This window comes from Pseudoalteromonas maris, from assembly GCF_049257235.1.
Lineage (GTDB): Bacteria > Pseudomonadota > Gammaproteobacteria > Enterobacterales > Alteromonadaceae > Pseudoalteromonas.
Window position 1 is genome coordinate 22475 of the sequence record NZ_JBMMUF010000005.1, and the last position, 12062, is coordinate 34536.

A 12062-nucleotide genomic window follows, 5' to 3' on the forward strand; every position below is an offset into this window, starting at 1 on the left:
AAAACATTAACCATACAAATATATAAACTGGTTTTGATTTTTAATATTAATGAAAGAAACGGCTTTTTAAAATTAAAGCGGGTAACTTATCGCTGTGATCAATGAGCCGCCCAGCAATAACGTGCACTACGCCTTTATGATGCTCAACCACGCCTTTTACTTCCAACAAACGCGCGGTTAAAAACGCCTTTTGCTGCGCTTTGGCTGTTGCCAACCACACCACCACATTAATGTTGCCCGTATCATCTTCAAGCGTTAAGAACGTCACGCCTGCTGCGCTGCCAGGAGACTGACGTCCCGTTACTAACCCTGCAATGGTGACACTGGCACCGTTTCGACATGCACTTAGCTCATTGGCCCTTTTGGCATGACACAATAATCCGTGCTGACGTAAATGAACTAAGGGATGCTCCCCCATGTTCACACCCATGCTGGCATAATCTTCAAGGGTATCTTGTATCTCTGTTGGCGCACTTAGGGTGAGTTCTGATTGGCTCTTCTGACTGTATTCGTCTTGCGCAAATAAAGGTAAGCGCTGCTGCTTATCCATAATCTGCCAGCGACTGTTAAAGCGATCTTTTGCTATAGCCGCCAATGCATTGCTACTGGCGAGCGTTTCAAGTTCCGCTTCACTCACACCATGATGGTACAACTGACTAATGCTGCTATAACCTTGCGCTGGGCGCAACTCTAGTAATTTTTGTGCACTGTGCGCGCTAAAGCCTTTGATACAACAAAGCCCTAAGCGTACGGCCAAATGCTCACCTTGACGTACCACTTGATGCTCCCAAGCGGAGTGGTTCACATCAACAGGCAGTATCGCCACGCCATGGCGACGCGCATCTTGCACCAGTTGGTCTAAAGAATAAAATCCCATAGGTAAGCTGTTTGCGAGAGCGCATAAAAAAACTTCTGGGTAGTAGTATTTTAAGTAAGCAGACACATACGCCAGCACCGCAAAACTAGCGGAATGAGATTCAGGGAACCCATACTCACCAAAACCACAAATTTGCTGATAGATACGCTCTGCAAACTCATACTCATAACCGCGTTTAAGCATGCCATCGATCAGTTTTTGCTTAAATTGCGTAAGCTCACCATCGCGTTTCCACTTTGCCATTGCACGGCGTAATTGGTCGGCTTCACCGCCACTAAACCCCGCAGCAACCATCGCCACTTTAATCACCTGCTCTTGGAAAATAGGTACTCCGAGCGTGCGCTTTAGCACTTGTTCCACGTGTTTCGAAGGGTACTCGACCGCCTCATCACCATCACGACGGCGTAAATATGGATGTACCATATCCCCTTGAATTGGCCCTGGGCGAACAATGGCAATTTGAATCACTAAATCATAATAACAACTCGGTTTCAGACGAGGCAGCATACTCATTTGTGCTCGCGACTCAATTTGAAATACGCCCACGGTATCAGCCTTTTGCACCATATCGAACACCTGCGGGTCATCACCTAAGCGAGTAATATCGGCAATGCTCAGTGTGTATTGATAATGTTTTTCAATGAGCTTAAAGCTGCGTTGTATAGCGCTGAGCATGCCCAATGCTAAGACATCAACTTTTAATAATTTGAGACTCTCCAAATCATCTTTATCCCATTGGATCACGGTGCGCTGTGCCATCGCTGCATTCTCAACGGGCACGAGTTCATGCAAGGGGCCTTGGGAGATCACAAAGCCACCTACATGTTGAGATAAATGTCGTGGGAACCCTTTTATTTCATCAACCAAATGAAAAAAATGCTGATTTATCTGGGCATTAGGGTCTAGCCCTAATTGCACTAACTGTGCTTGCCATTGCCCACCGCCATGACGACGATTGAGTTGCTTAATATAATAATCAAGCTGTGTTGGCGTAAATCCTAACGCCTTTCCCACATCACGAATCGCGCTCTTTAACCGATAGGTGATCACCGTTGCAGCTAATGCAGCTCGTTGGCGACCATATTTTTGATAGATGTACTGAAAGATTTCCTCGCGACGTTGGTGCTCAAAGTCCACATCAATATCGGGCGGCTCATTACGCTCTTTAGAAATAAAACGCTCGAAAAGCACATCAATTTGGCGTGGGTCAACGGCTGTAATTTCTAGGCAATAACACACCACGGAGTTCGCTGCTGAACCTCGCCCTTGATAGAGGATATCTCGAGACTTAGCAAAGCGCACAATATCAGCAATAGTGAGGAAAAAAGGCTCATACTTTTGCTCAGCGATTAGCGTTAACTCTTTATCTATCGTGGCTTGAATAGAAGCGGGTACGCCTTCTGGAAAGCGCTTTTTGGCCCCTTTAGTGACAAGGTTTTGTAAATGCTCGCTGGCACTTACTCCCTGCGGGATAAGTTCATGGGGGTACTGATAGCTGAGCTCATCAAGATTAAAGCAACACTGTTTAGCTATATACTCGGTCGTGGCCAGTTGCTGTGGACTAAATAACTTATTCAACTTACTGATAGGACGCAAAGAGCGCTCAGCATTGGCAAGTAAATGCTGTCCCAAAGAGGCAACGGTTTGTCCTTGCTTAATCGCACTGAGCACGTGTTGTAACGGCAAGCGCTCGGGGGTGTGCATCAATACCGCTCCCAACGCGACCTCTGTAATCTGCAAGCGCTCACTTAAAGCACGCACATAGGCTAACTGCTCAGGCTCAAAACTACTGAGCTCTCGGCGTACCCCAAGATACAGCTGATCGCCATAATGACGTTTAAGCCAAGGGCCCCAATGTTCATCAGCGACTTTAGCATCGTCATTTTGACCATGCACGAGCCAAATAAGGATACAGCCCTTGAGCGTTTTTAAATCCCATTCATCGAGTTGATACTGCCCTTTTTCACAGCGTCTACGCGCATTGGTGATCACCCGACATAACTGGCTGTATGCTGATTTACTCGGACATAACACCACCAACTCGAGTTGTTCGTACTTAAAATAGCTGCCCACAATCAACTTCAGCGGTAATTGCTGTGCTTTGATATGGCTGTGTGCTCTAACCACAGCTGCAACTGAACACTCGTCACATAACGCTAGCGCCTGATAACCCAACTGCGCGGCCTGACTCACAAGTTCTTCAGGATGAGAAGCCCCCGTTAAAAAGCTGAAGTTACTTTGGCAAAACAATTCACTGTAAACAGGTGTACTCATCAGGCAAAATACCCTTGTACAAACCAGTGTTGCTGCTTGTCTTTGAAGACCCAACACACCTGCCCTTGGCTGTTTTGGGCAATGTAGTAATCACGCTCAATTTGCTCACAGTGCCACCAGTGACTTTGAATGCGCTCAGGGCCACGCAAAATGCACAACGGCTCAACTAATGGCGTTGGCGTTACTAAAAAATTAGGACGCAAGCATGGATATGCCTGAGGTGTAGCTGCCTTTAGCATGTGCAACGTGCTTTCTTGCACTTGTGCAAACTCAGGCAAGTGCGCTTGGTTTTGCACTAACCGGTAACATCGCTGCTCACCCAGACGAGTATGTAACACACTCAATAATTGCTGGCGTGCAAGCCCTTGCTGGCGTTTTTCAAACAGACTACGACTACTGCCATCCACACTCACAAACTCATCACAATGCAATTGCACAGCAATCACAGGGGCATCGAGCGTTAGGGCATCAAGCTTGATACTTAGCAGCTGTACCCACGCACGTAACTGAGCTTGGGGCTGGACACTGTCGAGTATCAGCTGCTGTTGTGGTTGCTCACGAAATACTAAGGTAAAGGTCAAGCGCTGTGTATGCAGTTGGTGTTGGTATAAATACTGGCAAATACGTTCACATAAGTGCGTCAGTGGAGCGAGTAAACGCTCACTGTCTTGTATTTCAAAATTAAGCTCAAGGGTTTCACAAAATCGTTGCGCGGGTTGATAAAAACGATAGTGATGAGTGTGTTTAGGTAAGCTAGTGCGGCGTAATTGCCCACGCAAACGGGTAATATAATCCACCAGCTCATAATGAAATCGTTGGCGTAATTGTGCCAGCGGTAACGCCAATAGCTGCTTTGTGGTGTTTATTCCTAAGCGCGCTAATTGCTGTTTATGAACCTCTGGCAAAAGCAACGCCTGCACAGGCAAACAAGCCAAACGCTGTTCACACTCATACCCCTCCTCGCTAATAAAGTTTACGTGATGGCGGGCAAGCACTTCAGCAGCTTCCATACTGCTTGCACTGGCATAAAAAAACTCAGGCACAAACGCGCGAATAGTGGGAGCTAAGGCATTAAATAACGCTTTATTAGTGGGATACAACGCGCGCATACTCGTAGCAACAAAGATAAGGCAATCGCTACCACATAAAATGATATCGCCTGTTACTTGGTAACATTGTGCCGCAAGCTCCTCAAGTTGTTGCCTTTGCACACTTTGCTCATACGGATACACATGCAAAGCACCACATAAAGCAGCGGCACTCGCCAGCCCCATTCCTTCTTTTACGCCCAAGCTATGCGCTGCTGCATTGAGTTGCACAATACGCTCTTTATATACCAACACTGCGGGCTCTGATAATTGCCGCCGCTGCAGTTGCAAATAGGCACAATGAACCGCCAAATACATTAACCAACCTCATAATGCGGCGTGTGTGTAAATGCAGAAAAAGCATGAACATTACTGCGTTGCATGCGGTGGCTGTATTGCAAAAATGGCCAAATTTGAGTGCGTTCCAATATCACTTCACCACGAGCAAATCGCCCTTGTTGGCGCAATAAAGTGACTTTTAATTGCTGCTCATGCTGGCTCACATTAATGCTCATATGTACCGGTAACGCACTGACTTGGCGTTGATAATTAACCAACACCAACAGCGCGCCTGATTGCTGACAAGCTAAGTTAAAGCGCCGCGCCTGTGCAAACGATAAACCTTGATGCCACAACCACACCAAGGCACAACTACTACTGCGCGTACATTGCTCTGCAGCCCATAAAGCATGCGTGTCATTTTCAGGACGTAAAATCACGACACGCTCTGGGTGCACGTTTTGGCTCAATAACCAATGAATGCAGGGTTCTGCCGGCGGGTTGATCAACACCACCATGGTGTCTTCTTTGGCTTTGGTAAACGTACCTTGTAGCAAGGTGAATTCGCCAATTGCCGGATCTGATTGCACATTGATCACACCGCTTTGCGGCCAACCACCCGACAACAATTGATCAAGCTTGGCAAAACCTGAACTGACAGGCTGTTGTTGAGCCTCTTGGTCACTATCATTGTGCGGCTGCTTTGCACTGAAGATCAGTCCTTGATGGTGCATTGCTGCTAAAGTTGTGTTCATACACACCACCTAAAAATTAACTGTATATTTATACAGTATATCTTATTTTTTGTGATGCACAAACGCTGATTTTTTTTGCCAAAAGGCTCAAGATTACAGACTCTAAAAGAACCCTTTATGGGGACTTAATAGTGATATTTATCATAAACCTACGCGGCTTTTGAATTCTTATCCTATAGTCAAAACTGTGACTTTTTTCGCTTCTAGGAAACATAATGAGTTTAAGCGCACAAGATAAGCAGTTGATTCAAAGTAGTTTCGCTAAAGTTTTACCCATTGCCGATCAGGCCGCAGAAATTTTCTACGCCAAATTGTTTAGCTATGACCCATCACTCAAACCTTTATTCAAAGGTGATATGAAGAAGCAAGGGCAAATGCTGATGTCGACAATCAAGGTCGCGGTAGATGGACTGGATGACTTAGAAACCGTCGCGGGTGTACTACAAAAATTGGCACATCGCCACCTCGATTATGGTGTCAAAGTGGAAGATTACACTCCAGTTGGCAACGCCTTGATTTATACGTTGCAAACCGGGTTAGGGGATGATTTTACGCCACAAACGAAACAAGCATGGGTCAATGTATATAAGTTAATTGCTGATGTAATGCGCTCAGCAGCGTACCCAGATTTTGATGCCAATACATTCCAAAACACCAAAAACTACCATCACTGAGTTCTATGGTTTATGTTTGCGGGCCGTTGATGAAAATGCGGCCTTGCAAATACAACACCGCAGAGCCACTAATGAGCACGCGCTCATTTTGTAACTGACAATACAACAGCCCACCACGACGTGATGCTTGATACGCTTGCAAATGTGTTTTGCCAAGCTCATTCGCCCAAAAAGGGGCTAAGCCCGAGTGAATTGACCCCGTCACTGGGTCTTCATCGCCGCCATTGGCGGGCCAAAAATAACGAGAAACAAAATCAACCTCACTCCCTTTGGCGGTCACTACTACATCAAAAGGTGCCAGAGTCTTTAACACTTCACTGTTATATATAACGTTTTGCACTTCTTGTTGCGAACTGAGAACAACAAAATATGCTTGGCGATTACGCAGCACCCGCTGTGGTTTTATTGATAACCCTTCAACAAGCGCATGTGGCACATCAACAATGGGCTCTGGGCATTGATTGGGAAAGCTCATCTGTATTCGACCATCTTCACCTTGGCTAACAAATAAGTTCCCCACTGCCTGAGTGACAAACTCAATGGTGCCTTGATACCCCAACTGATCAAAAATTACATAGGACGAGGCCAATGTTGCATGACCACAAAAATCTATTTCTGTGAGTGGTGAAAACCACCGGATAGCATATTTCCCATGCCCCTCTTCTTTGATAAACGCCGTCTCTGAGAGATTGTTTTCAGCAGCAATGTTCTGCATTACCTCGGGCGCTAACCACTGAGATAAAGGTACAACTGCTGCCGAGTTACCAGCAAATTGCTGCTGCGTAAATGCATCCACAATATAGATATCAAGTTCCATGATGTTCCTAGTAATTAAGTTAACCCTTGAGCACACACCTTAGCTTATTCAACCTTTGGTAGCTCTACATTACTGATTTCTTTAAACGGTGATAATTGAATTAATTTCGAGTGCGCTTTGCCTTGGTACTGATAAATAATTATGAGGCGGTTCTCATCCACTAGCGCTCGAGAAACAATGCGGTCATACGCTTCTAGAACAAGCTGATAATTGTCGCCATTAGGTTCACTGATAAATAACGAAGAAGCATCTTCTTTACTGAGTTTGTTGTCTTTATTGGTATCTTTGACAATCACCTGGTAAAAAATCGCTTGAGTAGGCGCATCACTCTCATAGTCACGCGGGAGCAAAGTAATATCTTGGATAAGGCGGTTAACTCCCTTAAACAACCAAAATGAGGTATTGTCTTTAGTGTTTAAAAACAAGATGTTTTTTGAAGGATCACTGTAATACCCACCACCAAACATGTTCATGGAGCTAGACCCAAAAGATCCCCTTTTAAACTCTTCAACTTCTTTGTTTTCTGACACCAAAGGGAGTAACACATAATCACTGCCCTCAAGGTACATAGGGTTACCAATCACCCACTTTTCTTTGCCTAGAGGATCATCTGCTAGATTTTCAACGGTTGGAGGCGGCGTGTTATAACTTGGGCGCAGCGCATCAGAAATTAACTGGAAAAGAATAAACGCAAAAATTATCAGTGATGAACCAAGGATAATCAGCCCATTAACACGCCAAACCAGTTTAAAAAATCGATTATTTTCCATAATACATGTTCCTTTTTTGTTTTTAATACATTGGCATAAACATCAGCTACAGCCAACTACTCATTAATCACCTCGCACAAGCTCTGTACACCATTGAGAATGCGCGTGCTGTAACGGTGTAGCACATCGGCATCAATGGCATGAATAGCGCCGTATTTGACTGCCGGAATACTTTGCCACTGCTGCCAATCATGGCTGGCTTGTTGTGCTTGTTGCGCCGAGGTAACAATAATGACGTCTGGCTCGGTCAACACCACATGTTCCAAACTAATTTGCGGGTAATCGGTAACATTATCGGCAAACACATTATCACCACCACACAAGGTAATTACCTTACCAATCAGGGTATTGTTGCTCACTGTCATCATCGGAGTTGGCCACAGCTGATAGAACACCTTAGGGCGCATGGCTGCCGCCTTGTCGTATTGCTGCTGCAAACGCGCCAATCGTGCATCGAACTGTGCGGCAAGGTGTTCTGCATCGCTTTGGCGGTGCGTCAAGTGCCCCAGTGCGCGAAGCTCAGCACTAATATCTTCCAAGCTCTCAATTTTGCTCACATACAAGGGGATACCTAAGCGCTGAAGCGCTTCAATATCGGCTGCTTTATTACCGCCTTGCCATGCGACGACCAAGGTGGGTTTGAGTGCGAGCACTTTTTCCAACTGAATACCCTGATGGCCGCCAATACGCATGATTTGCTGCGCTTGCTCTGGGTGATTGGCATAATCCACCGTTGCCACGATGTCATCACCTGCACCTATGGCATACAAATTTTCAACAAGGTGCGGGGAGAGCGCGATAATACGCTGTTCTGGTTGCGACGCGGTGGCTGTAACGCCGACAAAGCTCAGCAGTAAAAGAATAAAATACTGCCCGCGCATCAGTAGTCAAAGCCTGCTCGAGCTTTAACGCCACTGTCAAATGCATGTTTCACATTGCGTACTTCACTGACGGTATCGGCTAATTCAGTTAAACGCCTATGTGCACCTCGCCCGGTAACAATCACCGACTGCATTGCAGGTCGATGAGCAAGCACATCCAGTACTTCGTCTAAGTCGAGGTAATCATAGCTGAGCATATACGTAAGCTCGTCAAGCAGCACCAAATCGATATTTGGGTCAGCTAAAAACTGTTTGGCTTGTTGCCAAGTTTGTTGCGCGGCTTGGGTGTCGGTCTCACGGTTCTGCGTCTCCCAAGTAAAGCCTGTTTTCATTACCGCAAAAGGCACGCCTACTTGTTCTAGTAGATTGCGTTCTCCGCACTCCCACATCCCCTTGATAAATTGCACCACCGCCGCTTTTTGTCCATGGCCAACACAGCGCGCTACAGTACCAAACCCCGAAGTAGATTTCCCTTTGCCGTTACCCGTGATCACTTGCAACACACCCTTTTCGATTTGTGCCTCTTCAATTAACTGGTCTACTTCTGCTTTTACTTTCTGTTGGCGCTTTTTATGCTGCGCATTTTTATCCGTCATCCTATCACTCCACGTTACCCACCCTTATGCATACCTCAAGGGCCATATACTGGCGGTTATATTACACCTTACGCTCTGTAAAACTGGAAATATTTCATCTGATTACATAGGTCGGTGATTATTCACACAGGGTATACGCTACTAAAGGGGCATATAATCGGAAACAAACAATGCAAGCCTATCATTATCAACACGCCACGCAAACGAATGAAGAGCAACCACGATACGACAATACGCTAAGCGCATTGTTCGCACATCGACAACAGCGTAATCAGCTCAAGCAACAACTTGCTACACAACCAAAGAAGCTGCTAGATAGTAATGAACTACGAGCACTGAGTGCCCGAGTTTGTAAACAAATACTTAAAACACCTGAGCACAGTAAAGAAGACTTAGCGCCACAATTAGCCACGCTATTTGAGGCTTATAGTCATGTTTATCAGCAAGCAGGCATAGCTAAAGCGGAGCGGAGCTTACAGTTTATTAATGAGCACGGCCTGGTTATGGCGCCGGACTATTGCATTCATACTATTAAAGATACGCTGAGAGTGAGCGGTTTTATTCGTGCTATTGATAGTGCCATTGCAGCCCTACTTAACAGTGATCAAAGCAAGGTATTTATTGCCTACCCAGCTTGCGGCCCATTCGCACCTTTACTCTTACCTTTATTGAGCTATTACCGCGAGCAAGGGCTCAGTGAAGAGACTTTACAAGTCACCTTGATCGATATTCAACCCGGAGCAATCAAATCATTGCGTGCCCTAGTGACAGAATTGGGGCTGCAACCATACATACAACAAATGTACTGTGGCGATGCCTGTGCTTATAACTCTCCCATGCTATTTGACTTAGTGATTATTGAAGCGATGCAGCATGGTTTTAGTCGCGAAGGCCATCTTGCTATTGCCACTCACTTTGCCAAACAGCTTAGTATCAATGGCTATCTCATCCCACAAAATATCGATGTACACGCCATGCTCAGTGTAGCGCAACAAGAATACGTAGAGCAGTGGCAAAACGAATCGACAGAGGCTGACACTATTAACCAAAAACACGCTGACATTGCCAACTCGCGTACCGAACTCGGCGTAGTTTTCTCTATTAATGCACACACTTTGCGTAATTTAGAACAACAGCTGTGTGACGATAGCACGATGGTCAAAGCAGCGGCCCTAACTGTGCCTTATTTTACTCAACATGCGCAAAAGCAAACACTGTCTTTATACACCGAAATTTCCCTGTTTGCTGACCAAAGTTTACGCCTCTATGATTCTGGGATCACCCACCCGCTTCCTGACTTAAGTGTTTGTATTAACTTCACACCACAATCACCACAGCAAGGCGATACGCTGGTTAATTCAGGCGATAAGTTACGCTTTTACTATTCCCTAAATGGCTTGCCGGGCTTTTTAGTGATTAAGGACTACAGCGGTGAGTGAACAACCCAAAGTGCTCGTTTATGCCAATAGTTTATTCGCTTGGCCCTGCATTGAAGCGCTACAGCAAAGTGGCCAGCTTGTAGGCGTGATCACCCCCGATCCGCAAGAACGTAACTTAGCAAAACCAGCATTAATGTTGCTGATGCAAACATTAACAAGCCAAGGGATCCCTTTTGAGGTCGTATGCAAAGACAAACTCTCGCTCATCCCCACTCATTTACCGCACTTTAATGCCGATGTTGCCTTGTGCTTAGGCTTTAGTTATTTGCTACCAACCCCCGTGCTCGACCATTACTTACAAGGAGTCTACAACTGTCACGCTTCTGCACTGCCCAGCTATGCAGGCAAAGACCCAATATATTGGCAGTTACGTGAACAACACCCCCATAGCGCCTTGACTTGGCAACGTATGAATGAGCGTTATGACAGCGGTGCAATAATTAGCTCTCACCCTATGCTGATCAGTAGTGAAGATACCTATGCAAGTTTAACCCAACGATTTGCCTTTTTGGCCTTACAAAGCTTGCCCAGTCTATTTACAGAAATAAACACCCACTTGCCGCAGCAGGACTTACAGCCACTCACGGTGACTTACACCGATCAACCGCCAGATTTTATCCACCTTGATTTACAAGCCTTTGATGCCGAGCAACTCGACGCCTTAACCCGAGCGCACAATGGTCACTTCGGACGTTGCTTATTGTCTATTAAAGGGATGGATGTGGAATTAATTCAAGTGAGTGTCGTCGATTACCCCACCTATGGCACTCGGGCGGGCACAGTGGTGATGGTGTCGCAAACTCAAGGGCTGATTGTCGCGACAAAAAAGGGTTGTATGCGAGTCGACATCGTCAGCTGTGAACTCGGTACGCTAAGCGGCGAGCGCTTAGCGCAACTCATTAACCTCGATGCGGGAGAGCTGTTAAGTCACCCCCCTCATCAACTTCAACAGCACCTATAAGGAACAACAATATGGAACCCTTTATTGCGCAAATACAACCATTTGGCTTTAACTTTGCCGTTCGCGGCTGGAGCCTATGTGAGGGGCAATTATTACCTATTAGCTCGAACACAGCCTTGTTCTCACTCATTGGTACCACCTATGGCGGTGACGGCCGCACTACATTTGCACTGCCAGACTTACGCGGCAGAAGCATAATAGGTCAAGGTCATGGCCCTGGCTTACAACCAAGAGCTATGGGACAACGCTTAGGGACAGAAACCCATAACCTAAACACCACTGAACTCCCTGCTAGCTCAACAAGTGTGGATTTATCGGGTGTCACTGGCACACTCAAAGCAACCACCAGCGATGCCACTGCGGATACTCCAACACAAGGCTTTATCCTGGCCAAAGTAGTTGCCGGTGAAAACCGCTCCGACACTCCAGAGAAAATATTTGCCGCAGATACCAATGCTAACACCGTAGCCCTTGGTGGTGTTGCACTGTCGGGCTCGGTCAATGTAGCGCTGCCTGGCGGCAATCAACCCTTTAACATTATGCAACCGAGTGAAGTTATTAATTATTCCATTGCATTAATGGGCATTTTCCCATCAAGAAACTAATGCTGTACACAACAAAGGAACAGCGCTAAACCATGATGGACATTCC

Annotated in this window: 11 protein-coding genes; 4 read left to right on the forward strand and 7 right to left on the reverse strand. The window is 46.1% G+C overall.

What is annotated here, in order from left to right:
• Window positions 1-46: 46 nt before the first annotated feature.
• The 3 genes from AAEU32_RS08550 to AAEU32_RS08560 are packed head-to-tail and all read right to left on the reverse strand — an operon-like array spanning window position 47 to window position 5273.
• Window positions 47-3151 carry an error-prone DNA polymerase gene (locus AAEU32_RS08550; RefSeq protein ID WP_421970115.1) on the reverse strand — a complete coding sequence of 1035 codons (3105 nt, stop codon included), beginning with the start codon at window positions 3149-3151 and terminating at the stop codon, window positions 47-49.
• Entirely contained in the window at window positions 3151-4557 is a 1407-nt protein-coding gene (locus AAEU32_RS08555; RefSeq protein ID WP_421970116.1) for a Y-family DNA polymerase, read from the reverse strand. Before AAEU32_RS08555 ends, AAEU32_RS08550 begins: the two co-directional genes overlap by 1 nt.
• On the reverse strand, window positions 4557-5273 hold the full coding sequence (locus tag AAEU32_RS08560; RefSeq protein WP_421970117.1) for a hypothetical protein: 717 nt from the start codon (window positions 5271-5273) through the stop codon (window positions 4557-4559). The genes AAEU32_RS08555 and AAEU32_RS08560 overlap by 1 nt, the downstream gene beginning before the upstream one ends.
• A gap of 215 nt (window positions 5274-5488) precedes the next feature.
• Here AAEU32_RS08560 and AAEU32_RS08565 point away from each other — a divergent pair, with 215 nt between their 5' ends.
• A complete protein-coding gene (locus tag AAEU32_RS08565; protein ID WP_421970118.1) occupies window positions 5489-5947 on the forward strand; it encodes a globin family protein in 459 nt (152 codons plus the stop codon).
• A gap of 10 nt (window positions 5948-5957) precedes the next feature.
• Here AAEU32_RS08565 and AAEU32_RS08570 read toward each other — a convergent pair whose 3' ends face one another.
• Genes AAEU32_RS08570 through cobO form a run of 4 tightly spaced genes read right to left on the reverse strand, consistent with a single transcriptional unit; the run spans window position 5958 to window position 9011 of the window.
• Window positions 5958-6764 carry a PhzF family phenazine biosynthesis protein gene (locus AAEU32_RS08570; RefSeq protein WP_421970119.1) on the reverse strand — a complete coding sequence of 269 codons (807 nt, stop codon included), beginning with the start codon at window positions 6762-6764 and terminating at the stop codon, window positions 5958-5960.
• 44 nt (window positions 6765-6808) lie between these two features.
• Window positions 6809-7534, reverse strand: a complete 726-nt coding sequence (locus tag AAEU32_RS08575; protein ID WP_421970120.1) for a hypothetical protein — start codon at window positions 7532-7534, stop codon at window positions 6809-6811.
• Window positions 7535-7590: 56 nt separating this feature from the next.
• Window positions 7591-8415 (reverse strand): cobalamin-binding protein, encoded by an 825-nt coding sequence (locus AAEU32_RS08580; RefSeq protein ID WP_421970121.1) that lies wholly within the window; start codon window positions 8413-8415, stop codon window positions 7591-7593.
• Window positions 8415-9011, reverse strand: coding sequence for a cob(I)yrinic acid a,c-diamide adenosyltransferase (cobO, locus tag AAEU32_RS08585; RefSeq protein ID WP_421970122.1), 597 nt, complete (start codon window positions 9009-9011; stop codon window positions 8415-8417). Before cobO ends, AAEU32_RS08580 begins: the two co-directional genes overlap by 1 nt.
• 170 nt (window positions 9012-9181) lie before the next feature.
• Between cobO and AAEU32_RS08590 the strand changes: the two genes are divergently transcribed.
• Genes AAEU32_RS08590 through AAEU32_RS08600 form a run of 3 tightly spaced genes read left to right on the forward strand, consistent with a single transcriptional unit; the run spans window position 9182 to window position 12016 of the window.
• On the forward strand, window positions 9182-10450 hold the full coding sequence (locus tag AAEU32_RS08590; RefSeq protein ID WP_421970123.1) for an SAM-dependent methyltransferase: 1269 nt from the start codon (window positions 9182-9184) through the stop codon (window positions 10448-10450).
• Window positions 10443-11411: a formyltransferase family protein gene (locus AAEU32_RS08595; protein WP_421970124.1), complete on the forward strand. Its 969-nt coding sequence runs from the start codon at window positions 10443-10445 to the stop codon at window positions 11409-11411. The genes AAEU32_RS08590 and AAEU32_RS08595 overlap by 8 nt, the downstream gene beginning before the upstream one ends.
• Window positions 11412-11422: 11 nt before the next feature.
• On the forward strand, window positions 11423-12016 hold the full coding sequence (locus AAEU32_RS08600; RefSeq protein WP_421970125.1) for a phage tail protein: 594 nt from the start codon (window positions 11423-11425) through the stop codon (window positions 12014-12016).
• Window positions 12017-12062 lie beyond the last annotated feature (46 nt).

Bases quoted from the DNA above. Each gene is read 5' to 3' on its own strand.
- AAEU32_RS08550 (WP_421970115.1), bottom strand. From the start codon at position 3,151: ATGAGTACACCTGTTTACAGTGAATTGTTTTGCCAAAGTAACTTCAGC.
- AAEU32_RS08555 (WP_421970116.1), bottom strand. From the start codon at position 4,557: ATGTATTTGGCGGTTCATTGTGCCTATTTGCAACTGCAGCGGCGGCAA.
- AAEU32_RS08560 (WP_421970117.1), bottom strand. From the start codon at position 5,273: ATGAACACAACTTTAGCAGCAATGCACCATCAAGGACTGATCTTCAGT.
- AAEU32_RS08565 (WP_421970118.1), top strand. From the start codon at position 5,489: ATGAGTTTAAGCGCACAAGATAAGCAGTTGATTCAAAGTAGTTTCGCT.
- AAEU32_RS08570 (WP_421970119.1), bottom strand. From the start codon at position 6,764: ATGGAACTTGATATCTATATTGTGGATGCATTTACGCAGCAGCAATTT.
- AAEU32_RS08575 (WP_421970120.1), bottom strand. From the start codon at position 7,534: ATGGAAAATAATCGATTTTTTAAACTGGTTTGGCGTGTTAATGGGCTG.
- AAEU32_RS08580 (WP_421970121.1), bottom strand. From the start codon at position 8,415: ATGCGCGGGCAGTATTTTATTCTTTTACTGCTGAGCTTTGTCGGCGTT.
- cobO (WP_421970122.1), bottom strand. From the start codon at position 9,011: ATGACGGATAAAAATGCGCAGCATAAAAAGCGCCAACAGAAAGTAAAA.
- AAEU32_RS08590 (WP_421970123.1), top strand. From the start codon at position 9,182: ATGCAAGCCTATCATTATCAACACGCCACGCAAACGAATGAAGAGCAA.
- AAEU32_RS08600 (WP_421970125.1), top strand. From the start codon at position 11,423: ATGGAACCCTTTATTGCGCAAATACAACCATTTGGCTTTAACTTTGCC.